At 42.0% G+C, this 20,978-nt stretch carries 19 protein-coding genes; 7 read left to right on the top strand and 12 right to left on the bottom strand.

What is annotated here, in order from left to right:
• Window positions 1–22: 22 nt before the first annotated feature.
• From J1N09_RS08755 to rnr, 3 genes are read right to left on the bottom strand one after another with little or no spacing between them, the layout of a single operon-like run.
• Window positions 23–715 carry a LysE family translocator gene (locus tag J1N09_RS08755; RefSeq protein WP_265199768.1) on the bottom strand — a complete coding sequence of 231 codons (693 nt, stop codon included), beginning with the start codon at window positions 713–715 and terminating at the stop codon, window positions 23–25.
• A gap of 58 nt (window positions 716–773) precedes the next feature.
• Complete coding sequence (locus tag J1N09_RS08750; protein ID WP_265199767.1) at window positions 774–1,448, bottom strand: head GIN domain-containing protein; 675 nt, start codon at window positions 1,446–1,448, stop codon at window positions 774–776.
• A gap of 51 nt (window positions 1,449–1,499) precedes the next feature.
• Window positions 1,500–3,710, bottom strand: coding sequence for a ribonuclease R (gene rnr / locus J1N09_RS08745; protein ID WP_265199765.1), 2,211 nt, complete (start codon window positions 3,708–3,710; stop codon window positions 1,500–1,502).
• Window positions 3,711–3,797: 87 nt separating this feature from the next.
• Between rnr and J1N09_RS08740 the strand changes: the two genes are divergently transcribed.
• The 5 genes from J1N09_RS08740 (at window position 3,798) to J1N09_RS08720 (ending at window position 7,782) form a co-directional block, all read left to right on the top strand.
• Window positions 3,798–4,037, top strand: coding sequence for a DUF2007 domain-containing protein (locus J1N09_RS08740; protein WP_265199764.1), 240 nt, complete (start codon window positions 3,798–3,800; stop codon window positions 4,035–4,037).
• 515 nt (window positions 4,038–4,552) lie between these two features.
• The gene (gene rpiB, locus J1N09_RS08735; RefSeq protein WP_265199763.1) at window positions 4,553–4,984 is read left to right on the top strand and encodes a ribose 5-phosphate isomerase B; all 432 of its coding nucleotides are present in this window, start codon (window positions 4,553–4,555) and stop codon (window positions 4,982–4,984) included.
• A gap of 8 nt (window positions 4,985–4,992) precedes the next feature.
• Window positions 4,993–5,913, top strand: coding sequence for a cation diffusion facilitator family transporter (locus J1N09_RS08730; RefSeq protein WP_265199762.1), 921 nt, complete (start codon window positions 4,993–4,995; stop codon window positions 5,911–5,913).
• Between the two features lie 3 nt (window positions 5,914–5,916).
• Window positions 5,917–6,357 (top strand): GNAT family N-acetyltransferase, encoded by a 441-nt coding sequence (locus J1N09_RS08725; protein WP_265199761.1) that lies wholly within the window; start codon window positions 5,917–5,919, stop codon window positions 6,355–6,357.
• 141 nt (window positions 6,358–6,498) lie between these two features.
• Entirely contained in the window at window positions 6,499–7,782 is a 1,284-nt protein-coding gene (locus J1N09_RS08720) for an ammonium transporter (protein ID WP_265199760.1), read from the top strand.
• Window positions 7,783–7,784: 2 nt separating this feature from the next.
• Here J1N09_RS08720 and J1N09_RS08715 read toward each other — a convergent pair whose 3' ends face one another.
• The 9 genes from J1N09_RS08715 to J1N09_RS08675 form a co-directional block, all read right to left on the bottom strand.
• Window positions 7,785–8,156, bottom strand: coding sequence for a hypothetical protein (locus tag J1N09_RS08715; RefSeq protein WP_265199759.1), 372 nt, complete (start codon window positions 8,154–8,156; stop codon window positions 7,785–7,787).
• Window positions 8,157–8,209: 53 nt separating this feature from the next.
• Window positions 8,210–9,031: a sterol desaturase family protein gene (locus J1N09_RS08710; protein ID WP_265199758.1), complete on the bottom strand. Its 822-nt coding sequence runs from the start codon at window positions 9,029–9,031 to the stop codon at window positions 8,210–8,212.
• A gap of 4 nt (window positions 9,032–9,035) precedes the next feature.
• Window positions 9,036–10,658: a S41 family peptidase gene (locus J1N09_RS08705; RefSeq protein WP_265199756.1), complete on the bottom strand. Its 1,623-nt coding sequence runs from the start codon at window positions 10,656–10,658 to the stop codon at window positions 9,036–9,038.
• Window positions 10,659–10,701: 43 nt separating this feature from the next.
• Entirely contained in the window at window positions 10,702–11,058 is a 357-nt protein-coding gene (rnpA, locus tag J1N09_RS08700) for a ribonuclease P protein component (protein ID WP_265199755.1), read from the bottom strand.
• Window positions 11,059–11,151: 93 nt separating this feature from the next.
• On the bottom strand, window positions 11,152–12,987 hold the full coding sequence (locus tag J1N09_RS08695; RefSeq protein ID WP_265199754.1) for a M1 family metallopeptidase: 1,836 nt from the start codon (window positions 12,985–12,987) through the stop codon (window positions 11,152–11,154).
• Entirely contained in the window at window positions 12,984–14,663 is a 1,680-nt protein-coding gene (locus J1N09_RS08690; protein ID WP_265199753.1) for a S8 family peptidase, read from the bottom strand. The genes J1N09_RS08695 and J1N09_RS08690 overlap by 4 nt, the downstream gene beginning before the upstream one ends.
• Before the next feature lie 8 nt (window positions 14,664–14,671).
• Window positions 14,672–15,532, bottom strand: coding sequence for an MBL fold metallo-hydrolase (locus J1N09_RS08685; protein WP_265199752.1), 861 nt, complete (start codon window positions 15,530–15,532; stop codon window positions 14,672–14,674).
• Between the two features lie 66 nt (window positions 15,533–15,598).
• Window positions 15,599–17,794, bottom strand: a complete 2,196-nt coding sequence (locus J1N09_RS08680; RefSeq protein WP_265199751.1) for a SulP family inorganic anion transporter — start codon at window positions 17,792–17,794, stop codon at window positions 15,599–15,601.
• The gene (locus J1N09_RS08675) at window positions 17,791–18,639 is read right to left on the bottom strand and encodes a universal stress protein (RefSeq protein WP_265199750.1); all 849 of its coding nucleotides are present in this window, start codon (window positions 18,637–18,639) and stop codon (window positions 17,791–17,793) included. The genes J1N09_RS08680 and J1N09_RS08675 overlap by 4 nt, the downstream gene beginning before the upstream one ends.
• Before the next feature lie 141 nt (window positions 18,640–18,780).
• On the opposite strand from J1N09_RS08675, the gene J1N09_RS08670 reads away from it, so the two are divergent.
• Both J1N09_RS08670 and J1N09_RS08665 read left to right on the top strand, forming a co-directional pair.
• Complete coding sequence (locus tag J1N09_RS08670) at window positions 18,781–20,649, top strand: cation:proton antiporter (RefSeq protein ID WP_265199749.1); 1,869 nt, start codon at window positions 18,781–18,783, stop codon at window positions 20,647–20,649.
• A 58-nt stretch (window positions 20,650–20,707) separates the two neighbouring features.
• Window positions 20,708–20,935 carry a hypothetical protein gene (locus J1N09_RS08665; protein WP_265199748.1) on the top strand — a complete coding sequence of 76 codons (228 nt, stop codon included), beginning with the start codon at window positions 20,708–20,710 and terminating at the stop codon, window positions 20,933–20,935.
• The last annotated feature ends 43 nt before the right edge of the window (window positions 20,936–20,978 follow it).

Raw genomic sequence — 20,978 nt, 5'->3', positions numbered from 1 at the left:
CCAAAATAGGAGGGGTTTATTTTTACATGCTGTTCTCAATTGGATTTTTTACAGATGGAATACGATCCAGTCCTTTTTTAACTTCATCCGGAAAAATACCTTCGACAAGAAGCAAGACCCCAAACCCAATAATTAGAATGCTGACCCACTTCTTGGTGCGAAATACGAATCTCGGAGTAAGCCTGCTTTTAAGTTTTTTTGCAAGAGAAATCTTCATAAGGTCCGTTAGGAAAAAGGTGACCAGAACTGTGGTCATAAACAGTAAGACGCCATTTTCGGAGGAGGTAAGTGCGTTCGCCATAATAATAGTTCCAATCCAGCCGGCCAGTACACCAAAGTTCACAAAATTCAGCAGAAAGCCTTTCAGGAACAATCCGCCGAGGTCTTTTTTTACCTTAACCGCATAGTGTTCGCGAACGATCTTAATGAACGATTTTGCTGTTCGTATATAAGAAATAACCCCATAAGCAATCAGAACTACGCCTCCAAGGATAAGTAAGCCAGGATCGTCCCTAACTTTCTCAAGAATCTTACTCGTTCCATAGAGCGCGATAATAATAAAGATTATATCTGCCGTAATAGCTCCGAGGTCAAAAAACAGACCGGCTTTAAAACCTTTAGTGATGCTGGTTTCAATAAGCGTAAAGAATACGGGGCCCACCATAAAAGCAAGAATCACTCCGTAGAGAGCCGCATATAAAATACCGTCGAACATAGGGTAAAAATACAAATTTGTTTACTCTTGTCCGACGGGAATAATTAGTAATTCTATTTTAATTCACAACTCGGATTCGGCCACCGGCAAAACTCTTTTTATCGACTTTCTGTGGATTTCCGTAGATATTCACATCGCCGCCCGCTGTCACTCTTACTTTTACTTTATTGCTTGCATAAACATCGGCCTCTCCTGCTGCAGTAACACCAATTTCAGTATCCTCGGTTAGTAGTTCGCGGCCTTCAAAGATTCCGCCTGTGTTCAAGGTGATTTCCTGGCTTGTTGAAGTTCCGGCAGCTTCAATGATCCCGCCGGTAACAGCACGTATTTTAGTGTGGTTGGTGTTGAGCCCAACTTTAATCCTACCGCCTTCCTGTGCTCGAAGTTCTATGGTGTTTTGCTCAATGGTTTCGTTGGAAACTATGTAGGCGCCTTCATTTGCGTCTATCACATCGATATTGGTAAAAAACACCTCTACAAAGGTTTCGTTCCCGTTAAATCGCTGTTCCAGCTCCATGCGGAGCTTAAGGACTCCATTGTCATTCATCACCTTGAGGTACTCCCCCCTCTCTCCTTTGATCACAACCTTATTTTCTTCGCCCTGAATAAGATTCACTTCTATCAGGTCAAAGACTTTTAGTTTGTGGAAATCTCCCACATCCTTTTGAATCATAGGTTGTGCGAATATCGAAACGGTAAAGAATGAAATTAATAGTAATACGTAATTTTTCATCGTGACTTTATATTTTACTATAAAGATAGGGAGGGAGGAATATTGTTACAGTTATTCCTCAATTTCATTACGGTGTCCCAACATATGGAAGTCAAGATGTTTTTTAACCAGGTCGGCATTCTTCACTTTTATATAAACTTCATCACCTAATCGGTACATGTTCTTCGTCTGGTCGCCAATGACAGCAAATTCGTCTCGATCGAAACGATAGTGATCATCTTTCAAATCATTTAAACGAACCATTCCTTCGCATTTATTTGAAATAATTTCTACATATATTCCCCATTCGGTAACTCCGGAAATCACTCCAAGAAATTCCTGATCCTGGTGATTCATCATGTATTTAACCTGCATATATTTTATGCTATCCCTTTCCGCGGTAGATGCAAGGATTTCCATGTCGGTGGAATGGCCACAACGCTCTTCATATACTTCCTCCTTAGCAGATCCTTTCCTGTCCAGGTATTGCTGGAGCAATCTGTGCACCATCACATCCGGGTAACGGCGGATAGGGGAGGTGAAGTGAGTATAGTAATCGAATGCCAGTCCATAATGTCCAATATTGTTGGTGGTATAAACCGCCTTACTCATACTGCGTATGGCTAGTGTGTCTACCATATTCTGCTCCTTCTTGCCCTGAACATCTTTCAGTAGTTTATTCAGAGATGATGCCGTGCTCTTTTTATCCCTTGTGTTTAGTTTATAACCAAATCGCTTTATGATGTTTTCTAGTTGAGCGATCTTCTCATCATCAGGTTCATCATGCACTCTATAAACAAAAGCCTTTTTCTCTTTTTGCTTTCCAATAAATTCAGCAACACTGCGATTCGCCAGGAGCATAAATTCTTCAATAAGCTTGTTTGCGTCTTTACTTTCCTTGAAATAGACGCCTTCAGGTTCGTTGTGTTCGTCGAGTTTGAACTTCACCTCAACCTTATCGAAAGAGATGGCTCCCTGGCGCATTCTTTTCTTTCTTAGGATCTTTGCCAGCCTATCCATTTCAAGAATTGCTTGAGCAAGATCCTTTTGAACTTCATATTTCTTAGCTGTCAATGAAATATTTGAAGGAATTATAAAAGGTTGTTGTTCCGGGTTTTCGATAATATGTTGGGCTTCTTCATAGGCAAAACGGGCATCACTATATGTTACGGTGCGGCCGAACCATTTATTAATAACCTCTGCGTCTTTGCTTATTTCGAAAATTGAAGAGAACGTATATTTCTCTTCATTCGGACGTAGTGAACAAGCATTATTAGAAAGAATTTCCGGTAACATAGGTACAACTCGATCTACGAGGTATACCGAAGTTGCTCTCTCATAGGCTTCAACATCCAGGATGGTCCCAGGCTTAACGTAATGCGAAACATCCGCAATATGAATACCTATTTCGTAATTTCCATTTTCAAGGACTTTAAATGAAAGAGCATCATCAAAATCTTTAGCGTCTTTAGGGTCTATGGTGAAAGTTAGAATATCACGCATATCCCTTCGATTTTTTATTTCTGAATCCTTTATTGAGGTATCAATAGAATTCGCATATTCCTCTACTTCTGAAGGAAATTCATAAGGAAGACCGTACTGTGCTAGGATAGCATGAATTTCTGTATGATGTTCACCAGGTTTACCTAAAACTTTAATAACCGAACCTACCGGTGATTCCGAATGCGCCTCCCAGCCTTCGATCTTTACCAAAACCTTATCTCCATTTTGGGATTTTCCAACTTTTGATTTTGGAATAAAGATATCCGTATACATGTTGTAGCCCGTAGTCTCAACAAAAGCAAACTTCTCTGAAATCTGTATAGTGCCTACGAACTCAGTGCGTTTTCTTTGGATAATTTTTGAAACCTCCCCTTCAAGTCTACCTCCCTTTCGTCTCTTAAAAACATAAACTTCAACAACGTCTTTATGTAATGCTTTATTTAGGTTTTTATGTCTAATGTATATATCATCATCCAGGTCTTCGACCACTACATATCCATCCCCTTTACTTGTGAGATCCATGATCCCTGTATAGTAATTTACTGATGAAGTGATGCTGTATTTTCCTCTTTCAATTTCCTGGATAGATCCTTTAACCTGAAGTTTTTTTAAGGTTTTAATTATCTGATTTCGACCACTGGGATCATCTACTCCTAACTTAGCTCCTATTTGTTTGTAATTGAAGGTTTGGGAGTGATTCTGACGCAGAATTTTGAGTATGGTTTCGGTAAGATTTTCAATACGCTGTTTATTCCTTCTTCTCTTCTTTCGCTTAGCCATTACATCTTTTATATTCCGCAAAAGTACGTTATAAATAAGAATAGCATTCAGAAATAAACAAAGATTTAATACATTAGTAATTGAACTATGAAGCACTTCGAAACCATAGCAATATTTACCTATCCAAGCGAGTATGCCGTACTTAGGCTACTTCTGGAACACCATGAGGTTCGCCACGTATTTCAAAATGAAACCATGATAGGTGTTCTTCCCTTTCACAGTAATGCCATAGGAGGGATCCGACTCAAAGTTCACAAAGAGGATATTCCAAAAGCAGAAGATATCATTGAAAATCTAAATAACACCTCTCATTTACGTATAGTTTAAACTTCTCAACAACTAAGACATCATTATTATTTTTTATTAAAATTTAAATTATAAAAATGGTTATGATTATAGTCTGTTAATATGTGGAATAAGTTTTTAAACATTTGTTTTGAATTCTTCTTGTAATTTTTTGTGAGTTAATTTTGAACAGCTCTTAAAGCGAAATAAACATTGTAAAACAGTAGATTAGAAATTCCTATTAACAATTGTGAATAAGCAATCTTAACAAGGTATTTTTAATAAAAAAATCTAAAACAATTGTTTGCAAAACTCAAAAAGCTATTAAAAACAAACCGATAAGATTCAATGAAAATATTTGGAATTAGAAAGAATAAATTGATATGGTAAACTTAAGCCGAACCAACAAATATTTTTCTATAAAACAAATGAACAACTATCAACATGTTTATTAACCGAAAATGGATTGTGTTTTCATAAATATTCTAATTAACATTATATAGAATTGAATTCGGTATGGAACCAATATTAGTATCTTTGTGTAAAACATCACTATCATGAAAATTGCTATTGGAAACGACCACGCAGGAACCGACTATAAAAACGCCATTATATCTTACCTTGAAGAATCTGGTCACCAGGTTACCAACTTTGGAACAAATACCGGCGATAGTGTGGATTACCCGGACTTTATCCATCCCGTGGCGGAAGCTGTTTCCAAAGAATCTGTCGATTTCGGAATTATTATATGTGGTAGTGGGAACGGTGCTTCTATGACGGCTAATAAACATCAAAAAGTTCGTTCGGCTCTGTGCTGGACAAAAGAGATCACAGCCCTGGCAAGGGAACACAACGACGCTAACATATTAAGCATTCCTGCAAGGTTTACAAGTGAACCACAAGCTATTGAAATGGTAAAAACTTTTCTGGAAACACCATTCGAAGGGGGCCGTCACAAAAGACGAGTGGACAAGATCGCCTGTGCATAAATAGTATTATGGGACATAATCATTCACATCATCACCATCATCACGATCACCGAGATGTGAAAGGACGAAACCTGCTTATTTCAATTTTCCTAAATATCCTTATCACGGTTGCCCAGGTGATAGGAGGAATCATCTCCGGAAGTTTATCCTTATTAAGTGATGCGCTGCATAATTTTAGTGATGTACTATCGCTTATCATAAGTTATGTTGCAAACAGGTTTGCCAAAAAGAAAGCCTCTTTTAAAAGAACATTTGGATACAAGCGCGCTGAAATAATTGCCGCTTTTGTCAACGCAGCTACCCTTTTAGTCGTTGCTGTTTACTTGGTATACGAAGCCATATTGCGATTCATTTCTCCCCAGGAGATCGAAACCGGACTTGTTATTTGGTTAGCCATCCTGGCTATACTGGCAAATGGATTCAGTGTTTTATTGCTTCGGAAGAGTTCCAGGGAAAACATGAACATGCGTTCAGCATATCTTCATTTGATTACAGATATGTCTGCGTCGGTAGCGGTATTGGTAGGCGGGTTGCTTATGAAATACTTTGGATGGTTTTGGGTTGATAGCCTGTTAACTATTCTCATCGCTGTTTATCTTATCATTATGGGAACAGGATTGTTGCGCAGCTCCTTCCGAGTACTGATGTTGTTTACTCCCGAAGATGTAGATCTAAAAGAGATACGAAATTCAATATCTACTCATTCCGAAATTAAGAACGTGCACCATATGCATATTTGGCAACTCAATGAGCAGGAAACACATTTGGAAGCTCATATTGATTTTCACAGGGACATTACACTTTCAGAGTTTGATGCTATTTTAAACGATGTAGAAACTATATTAAGTGATCAATATGGAATAAACCATGTGAATATTCAACCCGAATATCAGAAGGACGACCCAAAAGACATTATTGTACAGGACTAACGGATGACAATAAAGATCAAATCATTCCAGGAATTAACGATCGACGAATTACACGATCTTATGCAGCTGCGCAGCGAAGTCTTTGTGGTGGAGCAGGATTGCGTGTATCAGGATATTGACGGAAAGGACCGTAAAGCACTTCACATACTTGGATTTTATGAAGGTGAACTGTCAGCTTATAGCCGTTGTTTTCAACCAGGCGATTATTTTGAAGAAGCGGCGATAGGCCGGATAGTAGTAGATAAAAGAGTCCGGGATAAGGGTTTGGGGCATCAAATAGTAGACGCATCGATCGAGGCTGTTCAGAAAACCTATAACACATCACAAATAAAACTTTCTGCCCAAACCTATCTAATAGATTTCTATACCTCTCATGGATTTCAGACCACAGGTGAAGAGTACCTGGAGGATGGCATTCCACATATCGCAATGATAAAAAAGTAGAGCTTAAATTATCAAATATCTAATAAAAAGCTTCTCTTTTATGAATTCCTCAATTGTTAATAATATTGGATAAAAAACAACGGAAACTGTATTTATAATTTGATAAGTTTATTTCCTTAACTAGCAAAAAAATAAAGGGTTATGGGAAGAAGACTTAATTTTATTGTACTAACATTACTGGTTGTTGTTAGTTTGGTTTGCAGTGCTGAATATCAGTATATAGAAGGCAGCGGGGATATAGATCCGGGGGACACCGCATGGATGATCGTAGCTAGCGCCTTTGTTCTTTTAATGACCCCGGGATTGGCGTTCTTTTATGGAGGAATGGTTTCTAAAAAAAGTGTGATCTCAACCATGCTTCAAAGTTTTGTTGCCTTAGGTGTGATAAGTGTGTTATGGGTGATTGTTGGATTTAGTCTCGCGTTTGGCGACAGTGTTGGTGGAATTATTGGCAATCCAACAACCTTCTTTAATTTCAAGGACGTAACGCTTTCTCCTAATGCGGATTTTTCAGAAACTATACCTTTTCTTCTTTTTGCCCTGTTCCAATTAAAATTTGCGATTATTACACCGGCGCTGATCACAGGAAGTTTTGCCGAACGTATTCGTTTTCGAAGCTATATTCTTTTTATGGTGTTGTTTTCAATATTCATATACTCTCCGCTGGCTCATATGACATGGCATCCGGACGGGTTGCTTCGAAATTGGGGGGTGTTGGATTTTGCCGGAGGGACGGTAGTGCATATGTCGGCCGGAATCGCGGCATTAGCCGGAGCCATATACCTGGGAAAAAGAAAAGATAGAATAGAAAGGCCCGCGAATATTCCTTATGTCATTCTGGGAACAGGATTGCTTTGGTTCGGATGGTTCGGATTTAATTCCGGCTCTGCGCTTGGTGCAAATACGGACGCGGTAGCTGCTTTTGCCAACACCAACCTGGCCTCTGCAACCAGCATGATCACATGGATTTTCCTGGATCGTTTTCAGAATAGAAAAATGTCTTCCCTGGGAGCTTGTATAGGCGCAATTGTAGGCCTGGTCGCCATTACGCCAGCTGCTGGCTTTGTATCACTTGGCCAGAGTATATTCATAGGGTTTGTAGCTGCGATTGCAAGCAACTTTGCCATTCGATTAAATAAGAAATCTGAAATCGACGATACGCTGGACGTTTTTCCAAGCCACGGGGTTGGAGGCATCGTGGGAATGATACTTACCGGTATTCTTGCAAAGGATGTGGGACTGATACACGGTGAAACTACTACATTTCTTTACCATATGCTTGCGCTGGTACTTGTAGCCATTTTCACTTTTGGTGGCAGCTGGATACTTTACAAAGTTACGGACGTTCTCTTGTCCATGCGCGTGCGTGAAGATCAGGAATATAGAGGCTTAGACGCGTCCCAACACGGAGAAAACATTCACTAAAATCAGATCCGGATCAGTTTTTTATTCAAATTGAGGTCTTTCAGTATTTCATTGGTAAATCTGAAATGTCCGTGGTAAGTAATTACCTTAAATCGATGTTCTTTCATGCTGCTTAGCACATCAAGAAAACGCCACTTGGACTTAAGGAGGTTTTTTTGTTCGCTCTTTAAGCCTACTTCGATATAGTGTTTTATTCCGGCTCGTTCAGCCACTATATCCGGAGTAATGAGCTCATTAGTACTTTTCTTTAAATAACTTTTTGGTTTTTCATACCCGTCGAGATCGGCTTTAATATTCTCAAAACCTTTGTTTTCTAGATAGGCGATTGATTCTTGCAGCTTGTCCTTGTTTTCTTCTTTTTCTGAATATATCATAACTCATAATATAAGGATTCTCGTAAGATCTCGCAAATTTCATATTAGAAGCACTATTGTCTTGTCCTGCGAACCGACCTGTCGAAAGGAATACCAAGCTGTATCCCGATATTCTCATCGTCGCGATGGTCTGCAATATCAACTCCGTATTGAATGTCTTCCAGCTTACCATAAACAAAAGTCCCGAAGATGCGGTCCCAAACAGACAGCATATTTCCATAGTTGCTATCCGTCCAGGGCACCTGATAATGATGGTGGAATTTGTGCATATTCGGCGTGACAATTACATAACTTAACCCTTTGTCCAACCAAAGAGGAAGTGCCATGTTTGCATGAGTGAAGTACGTGAATAGCACGCTGATAATTCGGTAGAAAAAATAAAAAGCAATTGGCATTCCCATAATTACAACCGCACCCAGGGCAAATAATTCCCTTATAATAAAATCAATTGGGTGATGACGTGTTCCTGTGGTAACATCCACATGCTTGTCGCTGTGGTGCACAATATGAAGACGCCACATAGCAGGCACCTTGTGAAGCAAGAAATGAACGGTATACTGTGCGATGAGGTCGAGTACAAGTATGGATAATAGAAGCTCAACCCAAATAGGTGCTTCGAGGAGGTTCAGCAATCCGAAATTAGATTCGGCCAACCACACAAAAACTCCGGTAGTCGCTATCCCAAAGACGGCATTAATGACCATAACAAAGAACAGCAAAACCAAATTAACTTTCGCGTGCTTCCATTTTTTGTATTTAAGGCTGAACTGACTGTAATTACCTTCCAGCATCCAGAATATTGCCAAAACAAAAAAGATCCAGCCCGCTTTCATCCATATGGGCATTGTTTCGAAGAAATCCAGGAATGCTTGCATACGTCTATTTTAGAATTCGGGCATATCGGTTGGTATCGTTTAACACAGCGATTGCCTCAAGGATCTCCGTGTTATTTTTCACCTGGTGATTATATAGCCCATCCCTGTAAAAATATCGTTTTAAAATCTCATCGCTCAACAGCGACATGATCTCCGCTTTCTTATCTTCAAGGGCTTTCGTCTTTGCCCTTCCGATGGAAGACATGAGCTGCTTGTAACTTGCCTCAATTTCTTTCTTGAGGTCCTCATCTTCCGAACGCCGTAAAGCTTCAGCGAATTCTTTTTCCGTTTCTGTTTCGTAATCAAAATCATTCTGCTTCAGAAAACGAAGAAAATCCTGGAAGTCCTCTTCAGTAAAACGAAATGAAGACGGATCTTCCATGCTGTTTTTGTAGTAATACCTCGTTGCATAATCGAAGATCGCATTGTCTTTTAAGAGTGCGGTTGTAATGGAACTGAATTTCGCAGTTTCTACCTCTATATCAGGTAGAATTCCACCTCCGTCATACACCGTGCGGCCTCCTTTGGTCTTGAAAGCGTTATATTCTTTAGGGTCCAGACGGATGGGATCACCATTTTCATCCCTGTTCCAATAATCCAGAGCTTGAATGCAACGACCACTTGGGGTGTAATATCTGGAAATTGTCACTTTCAGCTGGGTACCGTAGGTGAGTTTCTTCGGCCGTTGAACCAGGCCTTTTCCGAAACTTCGTGCACCAACCACAACAGCGCGGTCCAGATCCTGCAAACCACCGCTAACGATCTCACTTGCTGAGGCGCTTCGGCCATTTATTAGCACAACCAGGGGTATTTCAGTGTCCACAGGCTCGTTTCTTGTAGTGTACGATCTGTTGTATTTCTCGATCACCGATTTCGTGGTGGTGATCACCTCTCCCTTCGGAACAAATAAGTTCACGACACTTATGGCTTCGTTTAGCAATCCTCCCGGGTTTCCGCGCAGGTCCAGAATGATCTTGGTAGCTCCATCTGCCTTAAGTGCCTCAAGGGCTGCTTTAGTTTCTCGTGTCGTAGTTCGGTTGAATTTCGTTAAAACAATATACCCGATATTATCTTCTAGAAGTTTATAAAACGGAACTGCTTTCACAGCGACTTTCTTACGCGTTAACGTTGTCGTTTCTTGTTTACCCTGGCGCAGATATGTGAGTTCAACAGTTGTGCCTGTTGCACCTTTCAACAACTCACCGGCATCATCGTCAAAATCAGAAAGATCGGTGTTTCCTATACGAATGATCTCGTCTCCCGCCTTTAATCCTGCTTCATCGGCAGGATAGTCTTTGTAGGGTTCAACAACAATTATTTTGTCTTTTAGCGTTCGGACTGAGGCTCCGATTCCAGTATACGTTCCGGAATTTTTTATTCGGGCATCTTCTACCTCCTGTTCATTCCAGTAGACCGTATAAGGATCAAGGTCTTCCAGCATTCCTTTAATTGCTCTATCCATAAGAGTAGCTGGTGTAACCTCATCCACGTAGTTCATGTTCAACTCCTTGAACATGGTGGTGAAGATTTCTATTTGTTTAGCGATTTCAAAAAAATCACTTTTGAAGCTAACTGTAGTTACAAAAACAGTAAGCGCCAGCGCTGATATAATTATCCGTTTCTTCATGATTTTAAATTTGAAGTAATGCTCCCGAATCTGCTTTGGTAGATCATTCAGGGAGTTTGTCGAGGAGGACGGTCATCGCCTTTTCAATCTCACTGAAATCGCACTCCTTCCTGCCAATATACAAAAACAACAACGCAAAATTATCTCCATTATTAGGCTTTAACTTGTTTTTATGTAAACGATATGCTTCACGCATTAATCGCTTGATTCGGTTTCTGCTTACGGCCAGCTTAAAATTCCGTTTAGGCACGGAAAAGCCCGCTTTAATCGATTCCTGGCCTTCTATGTGTAGATAGATCATTCTCAAAGGGAATTTATTGATTCCTTTTCCTTCTGAAAATAACGCCCCGATCGTTTTTCGGGATTTTAGTTTTTCGTGTTTCTGAAACGTGAACCGCATGGCGTAAATGTAGCTTATTTACTAAAACTTAAGCACGGTCGAAAAAAAAATCCCGCCTTTGGCGGGACTAAAATTATAGTAGCCGCTGCCGTTTTAATTTGTACTAAATACGTTATTTTCCTTGTTGATATCGGCCATAAGCCCCGTTGGATCTATGGAAACTTTTGAAATCTTCCGGTCGCCGCCTATCATAAGTTTATATTCCGGGTTCGCCCAGGACCAGTCCGGCATAACCGTCCATGAAATATCTGTTTCCCTTGGTTTTTCGGCACGCGCCATTTGAAGCGGAATATGGAAGAATTCTTTATAGCCATCTTCATATTCAACAAACAGATCGATTGGCATAGGCATGAGCCCGATACGCTCCAGGAACACATAGCTGCCTTCTTCGTCCTGCTGAACATTCCTGACTGCGTAATCGATGGTGTTGGTCGTTTGTGTCCAGTCCGTAAGGTACCAGTCCAGCTCAAAACCACTTACTTTCTCTGCTACACGGATAAAATCGTTGGGTGTTGGGTGTTTGAAAGACCAGTCTTTGTAGTATTGCTTCAGCGTTTTGTCAAGATTGTCCTGTCCTATCACATATCCCAGCTGGGCCATGAACACAGCGCCTTTGCTGTAAGCAGCGATCCCATATCCTCGATTGGATGCATACCTGTCTGCATGCGTAGACATGGGTTGCTCTGCGCCGCTTTTAGCTATGAAAGCATACCCGCGATAGGAGCCACTCCACTTATTTACTTTGGGCTCATTGTTGTTCACCTTAGCCATCGCTCGTGAAGAAATGTAAGAGGTGAAACCCTCATCCATCCATTCGTGTTTACTCTCGTTAGTTGCAAGAACGAATTGGAACCAGCTATGCGCCAGTTCATGGGATGTAGTTCCCAGAAGACCCCTGTATCGCTGGCCGCCACTTATAAGTGTACACATACCGTATTCCATTCCTCCATCACCACCATGGATGACGGAGTATTGTTTATACGGATAAGGGCCAACATTTTCATCGAAGAATTCCATAAGCTCCGCCGTTTTCGGCTGGATCTTCTTCCAGTTTTCAATGATCTCAGGATCATTCTTGTAAAGAAAGTGCAACATAACACCGTTCGGCCCCTCCAGTTTATCATGAATGTATTCATCATCGGCAGCCCAGGTAAAATCGTGAACCTTTGGCGCTTTAAAGTGCCACGTATACTTGCCTTTCTTCGGTTTCATTGGCTTAAGCCCCTCAGGACCGTAACCGTGGCCAACCTCTTCAGCATTCTGAAGATAGCCTGTTCCTCCAATAGTGTAGTCGGCATCAATGGTGATCTTGACATCGAAATCGCCCCATACTCCGTGAAACTCACGCGAAATGTATGGATCGGCATGCCAACCCTGGAAATCGTATTCAGCGATCTTAGGATACCATTGTGTCATTGAAAGTGCTACACCGTCGCGGTTGTTTCGGCCGCTTCTTCTAATTTGTAAGGGCACCTGAGCGTCCCATTCCATATAAAAAGCAGTGCTATGCCCTGGCTGAATAGGAATGTTCAATTCCACTTCCAAAACAGTACCCACAACTTCATATTTGAGGGCTTTACCATCCTGCGTAAGCAAAGTAGGTTTGATATAGCCAATTTCAGAAGGAGATAATTTTGAAATCCTGTCACCCACACGAGAATCCGGATCACCAATAGTTCGAGACCGAATGTCCATATCGCTTCCCGGCTGAAAGGCATTAAAATGCAGATGGTAAAACACCCGATTTAAAACATCGGGTGAATTATTGGTGTAAATTGCTGTTTGTTTTCCTTCATACTGAAAGGACTCGACATCCATGTCGATCTCCATAGTGTAGTCAACATGTTGCTGCCAATAGCTAGTATTGTTCTGCGCGAGGCCGGAAAAAACAATCAGCAACAGCGAGATGGTGCTGATTACTTGCTTCATTTCCTCGACATTTTATCCGCAAGAATAAGCGCATTATACATGTTTACCATTTTTCCAGACTTAGAAATATCTCCGAAATTTTCCTGGTTGGATGAATCTCCGCCCAGAACCACAGGACTTTTTGAAGTCAAACCACTATTCATGATCACTTCTTTAACCTGAGCAGCACTAAGATTTGGATAGTACGATCGAATTGTAGCCGCAACCCCTGCAACAGCTGGTGCCGCCATTGAGGTTCCCTGCAGATATTCGTACTCGTTGAGAGGGGTAGTGGACCAAATCCTCACACCCGGAGCGAATACATCCACATTGGATTTTCCGTAGTTTGAAAAAGTTGCGATCATTTCACCTCCGTACTTGTAGTTTAATGCACCAACGGTAAGAACATTGTTCGCGATTTCCGGACCGGATAAAGACTGGTCGTTTGGATACACTTCTATGGTATCAAGATTGAAGGCCTCATTTCCTGCCGCGTTAACAATAAGCACGTCTTTTGAAGCGGCGTACTTAATGGCATCTCGCACCCACTCTGGATGCGGTGAGAAATATTTTCCGAAGCTGGTGTTGATTACCTTTGCTCCGTTATCAACGGCATAACGAATAGCCAGTGCCACATCTTTGTCGTACTCATCTCCATCAGGAATGGTGCGGATCACCATGATCTCGGCATTGTTGGCCACCCCGTTCATTCCAACTCCGTTGTTCCTTTTGGCAGCAATTATACCAGCAACGTGTGTACCGTGAGTAGCATCTTCTTCTTTTGGGTCCGGCCCATCTACATCATTGTCTCCGTATATTTTCGTAGAAAAATCATCAGGGTCGTTGTTCAATGCCGTTCGGAATTCTTTATCCAAATTGAAATGAGTTTCCAATCGACCGCCGAAGTAGTCTATACCGCCGTTAAGCTGCTTAATAACTTCCGGAACAGACTCGCCGTAGCTCAACATCTGAGTCAGCATTCCTATTTGCTGCTGCTCGGCCGGGGAGGGATTCGCAATACCCGAAAGGTCTTCTGCGTTGTAATCCTCTTTTCCTAATTTCTTTGAAATTGCGCTGTGTGCGGGTTCTAACTGACTCAGAATTTGCTCGTAACGATCGTTATTTGCTTTAACGTCTTTGTACTCTTTGTCATATTCTGCCTTTGCCTTCGTGTAGATTGCATAATCAGCTCGATCCGCTGCGCTAACAGAGCTTTCCGATTTCCCTTCGAATTTTGGCCCCAACTTTCTTATATAGCGAGTATACTCCATGTTTTCGCCAACGATATCTCCAAGGAAATTCCATCCGTGAACATCATCAACAAATCCGTTGTTGTCGTCATCCTTGCCGTTTCCGGGAATCTCATCTTCGTTTACCCAGATCACGTCTTTCAGGTCTTCGTGTTCGATATCAACACCGCTGTCGATAACGCCAACAATCACCTTTTGTCCTTTTCTTTTTGTGTTGTTAAGGATCTCTGCATAGGCTTTGTCAACACTCATACCGGGGATGGTGTCGGTAAGCAGGTCTGCAGCACCCCAGGACTTGGTTTCGTCGTCGCTTAAAGGTGATGTTTTAAGAGGTAGCGAATCGATATTTTCGATAGGCGTTGATACTATTGGCGCTATGCTATTCCCGCAACTCGCCAATAAAATGGCCGAAATAAAGGCCAGTGTGAAAAGTTTAGTCAATTTCATTTTTCAGTCTAATTAAATAATTCATCAAATGTGAAAGTTTGGTCCAGCCGGACCCCTTTCTCGGTATGTTTAACAGTTATAATTTCGTTGTGAGCGTCATGCTCAAGAAACAAATAATACTCATTATCAGCGGCCGCATTCAGAAACTTCTCTTTTTCGGGAAGTGTCAATAATGGCCGAGTGTCATATCCCATCACGTATGGGAGGGGCAAATGCCCTGCGGTTGGTAAAAGGTCTGCAACAAAAACAATGATCTTGCCTTTGTATTCGATGTGTGGCAGCATTTGTTTTTCGGTATGCCCGTCTGCAAAGAAAATGCCGAAATCCAGCTCATCTGCATCCGAATAATCACTTGTGGGGTCCTTTACAAACTTCAGCTGTCCACTTTCCTCCATAGGAAGAATATTTTCCTTCAGAAATGATGCTTTTTCTCTTCTGTTAGGATTTACAGCCCAGTCCCAGTGACGTGCGTTGCTCCAGAAAGTAGCATTCTTAAACGCCGGTTCGTAGCCGGTTCGGTCTTTATTCCACTGCACACTTCCCCCACAATGATCGAAATGAAGATGCGTCATAAAAACATCGGTAATATCGTCCGGATGAAAACCATGTTTTTTCAGGGAACCTTCAAGTGTGTGATCTCCCCAGCGAAAATAGTACCCAAAGAATTTCTCGCTTTGTTTCTCGCCCATTCCGGTGTCGATAAGCGTAAGCCGATCTCCATTCTCAATTAGCAGGCAACGAGCGGCCATATCGATCATATTGTTGTTGTCTGCGGGATTCGTTCTGGACCAAAGAGATTTGGGAACGACGCCGAACATAGCACCTCCGTCGAGCTTGAAATTTCCGGATTCAATGGGGAATAATTTCATTGGAGCCGCAAATTAATAAAAGTAAGGGGATTGAGCGATATTGTTAAGGGATAATTAAGATTCGTTTCAATGTGTTACGATTTCCTTTAGTCTTTTTCCAAAATCGAGAAGGGCTTTAATCTCTTTGACGCCCGCCACTCGTTCCTTTCCGAAGAGAAGTAACGAATGCCCGTTAGACTCGATGTGATAGTATGGATTGCTTTCGAAGAAATGAACCAAATCGTCATCGAAGAAGCTTTTAATTGCCTCTTCGTCTTCACCTAGCAGATAAAACCGTCGTGAAAAATCGCTGTGGTTTTCAATAGGAATATCCCTGAACCCGGCAAAGGCGTAAATTTTCTCCAGGAAACCCTCCCTGTCTAGGGTAAACACGGGGATATCTTTCTCCAATTCGATATGCAGCATAGTGGTTCGAACCACTTCACGGGCAATGAAAGCACCTTCGGAAAAGGTAAGATCGAATATCCTAAAGCTACTAATATCGTTCAGGAGTTGATTGTATATTCTTTGAATTTGTTTTGTTCTGAAAAAGATAAAATCTTCAAGAAAACGAACTTCCGAAACACTATCCGGCACATAGTTAAGCTCATAATCTTCAGCGATATCACTTAGGGTGGATTGCCTTCGAGTAAGATTTTTTTCAATAAACTGAAACCCTGGAAGTAATCTCCGGAGCGCAAAAGGGTGTTCGGATTCCGCATCGTGCAGATCCAGTCCAATGATTTCAAAACTTCCGTTGCTTTTCTGAAATACGTTTTGGTAGTCGCTCAAACTATCCATAACCGTGTGATCAACGAACTCACAAAGGCTAAAATCAACTACCACATCTGAGTTCGATGGTATCATTTCCAAATTTTGTTTTAGCCGGTAAAAATTCAGAAATGATGAAAAATGCTTCACGCTCACATAGTATCCACCGGAATCAATTTCCTTGTACATCAACACATTTGGTTTTTGTACGTTTCGCACGAATAATAAAATGCTTTTGGACACAAAAAGATGAATAATAAAGGTTACGACCACCCCTGCGATGATTCCGACGATCAGGTTCACAAATAGTGTAAACAAAAGTGTGGTGAAGAAGATGATCAATTGTTCTTTTCCAATGTTGAAAATTTTACGCACCATAGAAGGAGAGGCCAGTTTATAGCCTGTGAAAACTAAAATTGCCATCAGTGCCGGAAGTGGGATTCTAAATAACTGAGAACTAAAAAGCAGTATAAAAAGGGTTAGAAAGATCGCATGAAAGAAATTGGACGACCTGTTGGAACCACCGTTGTTCACATTCACCGAACTTCGGGCGATCACTGTGACAACGTTAATGCCTCCTAAAAAACCACTTCCCACTGTAGCTAGTCCCAACGCCTTGAGATCTTTGTTCACATTACTACGTCTTCGACCGGGGTCCAGTTTATCCACAGCTTTGATACTTAGCAACGATTCTATACTGGCTATTAAAGTGAGTGAGATCACGCTCAACCAGAAGGGGAAACCGGCGGCTTGGGAAAAATTGGGCGACGGGATCTGAGAGACGATTTCATTGGGCTTCGGAATACCAGACAGCATGTATTCCGGGTGAATAGGATTAGGTGCCTGGATGATATATTCCATAAAATAACTGAAACCGATGGAAAGAAGCACTATCCACATTGGTGCAGGGATAAGCTGGAGAAACCTGTTTCGAAGCTTAGGGTAATACGCCATTATGAACAAACTTAATATACCGGCGATAGCCGCATATACCAGGCTCATGCTGTCCTGCCGAAAGATCATAATAACAGACTCCGGGATTTCGACCAGGTAGTCGATGCTGCGTTCTCGACTGATCTTGTTTCCCACCATTACATGGAATTGTTTTCCAAGAATGATTAGTCCAATTGCCGCCAGCATTCCCTGAATAGCAGAGGACGGAAAAAAATCGGCCAACTTACCCATCCGAAAAACACCAAGGAGCAGGAGCAGCCCACCGGAACAAATCACGGCAGCATAAGTAGCTTCTATCCCCAGAGCCGTTATGGCAACGAGAAGTACGCCTACCAGGCCATTTCCAGGCCCTGTAATGGTTACATGACTACCGCCGAGGATGGATACCACCACGCCCCCTACGATTGCGGCAATGATGCCAGCAATAGGCGGGGCTTCACTAGCCATTGCCAGTCCAAGACCCAGGGGGAGAGCAATAAGGCTTACTACGAATCCCGAAAAGATGTTTTTTGGAAGCGATTTCAGAAAAATTGATATGCTGTTTTTTTTCGTTGTCATTGAAGGATAAGAACATCGGTTGGCAGCTCTTTTAATATATGTTCGTTATCATGGGGAAAGAGCCGGTCTTTCAAACCACTTTTCCCCTGGGCGTTTATAATGAGCAGGTCTGCGCGCACTACTTCTGCGTAGTGACCAATGGAATATCCTCTTTTACCGAAGATGGGTTGAGAAGTAACAGCAATGCCCGTTTTGTAAGCTTCAGGGATAGTATCCACGATATTTTTTACCCGGGTATCTTCGCGAAGACGGAGCCTTTCCCTTATAGCGGTTGCCTTTTCTAACGACTCGTCATCTTCTACTTTAACGGCAACTTCATCTTGTCCGATCTCTTCCACAATCGTAATTCTCTCACTCCCCAATTTATGACCAACATAGAAAGCAGAAGCTATGGTTTTGGCGCTTCTTGAGGATTTCATGCCGTTTACCACTACATGGCGACAGGGAATACGCTGAACCGACGGGTTTATGTGAAGTAGTACGGCACAACTGGCTTTTCGTGTAATCTTTCGCGCAATAGACCCCAGGTAGAATTGAAGAAATTTCTCCCGCTGCATGGCCCCCAGCAAGATCAGGTCTATTTGGTGGTGATTGATCGCCTGTAGAATTATACCTACCGGATCACCAGGCTCAAAATGAATCTCGTAATCCAGCTCCCTATCCTTGAAAGGCTTAAGATGTGATTCAATGGTGTCCGATTTCTCTTCGGAATGTTCTCCCACATGGATTAGGATCAGTTTCGACTCAAAGAAAATCGCCAATCGGGCCGCTTCGTAAATATTCGCCTTGAGATTAGGTGAAAAGGCCACTCCAATCCCGATGGTTTGAAAGGTATGGTGGTTCAATTAGGTTGTTTTACCGGAGCAGGGAAGATAGTGCTTTTTAAAAACATCATTAATGTGCTTGGTAGAATGGAATTAATAAAGCCACATTAAATATTTTCGGACTAACTTGTTAATTAGTATTTTCACAGAAATTATTTCGCTATGCTCGAACTCGCTGGTATAATAGTGTTAGGCATCCTGGCACAATGGGTGGCCTGGAAAATGAAAATTCCGGCGATCTTGCCACTGATATTGATTGGGTTGTTTGTGGGCCCCGTGTCGACCCTGATATCCGACGACGGCTCTCAATGGATTCAACCAATTTATAACGGAAAAACGGGATTCTTCCCGGACCAGAACCTCTTTTATTTCGTGTCCCTGGCCATTGGGATAATACTATTCGAAGGAGGACTCACCCTGAGGCGAGATGAAGTAAAGAAAATTGGGCCGGTGATAGGCAAACTTATCAGCCTTGGAGCCGCTGTTACTTTTGTCGGGGGTGGAGTTGCTGCGCATTATTTTTTCGGTTTAGACTGGAGAATTTCCTTCTTGTTTTCTGCCTTGATCATTGTAACAGGACCGACCGTAATAACTCCTATACTGAGAAATATTCCACTCAAGAAAGAAGTTTCGGCTGTGCTTAAATGGGAAGGGATTCTGATCGACCCCATTGGTGCCCTGGTGGCCGTTTTGGTGTTTGAGTTTATAAGCGTTGGTGGTGACGCCGGCTATACCAAGCAGGCGCTCATGGAATTCGGGAAGATCGTACTTATTGGTTTTTCCTTCGGAATATCCGGCGGATATGCCCTCTATTATTCAATAAAAAAGAAATTCATTCCGCATTACCTTTTGAATGTCGTTTCCTTGTCGGTAGTACTGCTGATCTTTGTTGAAAGCGACGTTTTCGCTCACGAATCAGGTCTTTTGGCTGTTGTTGTTATGGGGATGTTCCTGGGCAACAGTGATTTGCCTAGCCTGAAAGAACTGCTTTATTTTAAAGAATCTCTAAGCGTCCTGTTAATTTCAATTCTATTCATTTTACTTGCCGCGAACATTAGCCTCGACGACCTATTGCTAGTGTATACCTGGGAAACCGCAATTCTGTTGGCGATAATAATTTTTATTCTCAGGCCCATGGCTGTCTTTCTCAGCACCACAAACAGCAGCCTCAAAGTCAATGAAAAACTTTTTATCAGCTGGGTTGGACCTCGTGGTATCGTTGCAGCGGGTATTGCTTCGCTTTTTGGAACCAAGCTCGTTGAACAAGGAATACCGGGAGCAGAATATATAACTCCGTTGGTGTTTTCGGTGGTGCTGGTAACAGTGCTTCTCAACGCCGCCACGGCTAGGCTTTTCGCTTCCATAGTGGGCGTATTTTTAAAATCTTCCGAAGGAATTATCATCGTGGGCGCCTCCAAAGTTTCGCGGCTGATAGGATCCTATTTATTGAAAAATAAGCGACATGTAGTGTTGGTCGACACAAACAATGTTAATATCGATCGAGCGAAAGAGCTGGGCCTTGAGGCGATAAATGCAAGTATTATCACAAGCGACCTTACCGACAACATTGAACTCAATGATGTTGGTTTTCTTCTGGCAATGACAGGAAATACCGAGATCAATAAACAGGCTATTACGAAATACGGCAAGACATTGGGAGAAAATGGTACTTATCGGCTGATCAGTCCCGAAGAGTTAAAATATGGAAAGGCTTCTTCGGAAGAGCCTGGAGAGATATTTTCACAAACACACGATTATATTAAGTTAGACCAGGTTGCGACGGAATATCCCTCCATACAGGAATTGCAAGTGAACTCCCAGGAGCAATTCATAAATTTATTCAGGAGTATAGAAAAGATGGATGATGTGGTTGCACTTTTTCTCAAGAATGAGCAAAATGAAATTCGGCTCATCGACGATCCCCATAAAATGCAGGTCGGAGAAGGATGTGAGTTGGTTTATTTGGGCAAACCTATCGATCCTGAAAGAGTTGTTCAGAAGAACAATGAAATTGAAAATAATTCCGCTTAGCGTGACACCTGAAATAAAGTTAACCCTCCATCGTTTGATTAGCATATATTTTACGCCCATGAAACTTGTGTTTTGTTTAGTGATCCTGGCAGGGTCAGCTTGCCTGTTTTCCTGTAAAAGTGACGACTCGGTAACCTGTACGACCTGCAGCGCACCTCAAACTTTAGACTTTCAGCTATGTGAAGAAAGTGACGGGAACGCTTCGGTAAATGGCGAGAATACCGGCACACCGTATAATATCTATTTACAGGATCTGCAAGCCGACGGGGTAACCTGCGGCAACTAAAACCCCGAACTTTCGCCCGAGGTTTCTCTCCATACACAACATT

The sequence above is a fragment of the Aureitalea sp. L0-47 genome, assembly GCF_026126405.1.
GTDB lineage: Bacteria > Bacteroidota > Bacteroidia > Flavobacteriales > Flavobacteriaceae > Pukyongia.
This window is presented reverse-complemented; position numbering and strand designations above follow the sequence as displayed.

Bases quoted from the DNA above. Each gene is read 5' to 3' on its own strand.
- J1N09_RS08755 (WP_265199768.1), bottom strand. From the start codon at position 715: ATGTTCGACGGTATTTTATATGCGGCTCTCTACGGAGTGATTCTTGCT.
- J1N09_RS08750 (WP_265199767.1), bottom strand. From the start codon at position 1,448: ATGAAAAATTACGTATTACTATTAATTTCATTCTTTACCGTTTCGATA.
- rnr (WP_265199765.1), bottom strand. From the start codon at position 3,710: ATGGCTAAGCGAAAGAAGAGAAGAAGGAATAAACAGCGTATTGAAAAT.
- J1N09_RS08740 (WP_265199764.1), top strand. From the start codon at position 3,798: ATGAAGCACTTCGAAACCATAGCAATATTTACCTATCCAAGCGAGTAT.
- rpiB (WP_265199763.1), top strand. From the start codon at position 4,553: ATGAAAATTGCTATTGGAAACGACCACGCAGGAACCGACTATAAAAAC.
- J1N09_RS08730 (WP_265199762.1), top strand. From the start codon at position 4,993: ATGGGACATAATCATTCACATCATCACCATCATCACGATCACCGAGAT.
- J1N09_RS08725 (WP_265199761.1), top strand. From the start codon at position 5,917: ATGACAATAAAGATCAAATCATTCCAGGAATTAACGATCGACGAATTA.
- J1N09_RS08720 (WP_265199760.1), top strand. From the start codon at position 6,499: ATGGGAAGAAGACTTAATTTTATTGTACTAACATTACTGGTTGTTGTT.
- J1N09_RS08715 (WP_265199759.1), bottom strand. From the start codon at position 8,156: ATGATATATTCAGAAAAAGAAGAAAACAAGGACAAGCTGCAAGAATCA.
- J1N09_RS08710 (WP_265199758.1), bottom strand. From the start codon at position 9,031: ATGCAAGCATTCCTGGATTTCTTCGAAACAATGCCCATATGGATGAAA.
- J1N09_RS08705 (WP_265199756.1), bottom strand. From the start codon at position 10,658: ATGAAGAAACGGATAATTATATCAGCGCTGGCGCTTACTGTTTTTGTA.
- rnpA (WP_265199755.1), bottom strand. From the start codon at position 11,058: ATGCGGTTCACGTTTCAGAAACACGAAAAACTAAAATCCCGAAAAACG.
- J1N09_RS08695 (WP_265199754.1), bottom strand. From the start codon at position 12,987: ATGAAGCAAGTAATCAGCACCATCTCGCTGTTGCTGATTGTTTTTTCC.
- J1N09_RS08690 (WP_265199753.1), bottom strand. From the start codon at position 14,663: ATGAAATTGACTAAACTTTTCACACTGGCCTTTATTTCGGCCATTTTA.
- J1N09_RS08685 (WP_265199752.1), bottom strand. From the start codon at position 15,532: ATGAAATTATTCCCCATTGAATCCGGAAATTTCAAGCTCGACGGAGGT.
- J1N09_RS08680 (WP_265199751.1), bottom strand. From the start codon at position 17,794: ATGACAACGAAAAAAAACAGCATATCAATTTTTCTGAAATCGCTTCCA.
- J1N09_RS08670 (WP_265199749.1), top strand. From the start codon at position 18,781: ATGCTCGAACTCGCTGGTATAATAGTGTTAGGCATCCTGGCACAATGG.
- J1N09_RS08665 (WP_265199748.1), top strand. From the start codon at position 20,708: ATGAAACTTGTGTTTTGTTTAGTGATCCTGGCAGGGTCAGCTTGCCTG.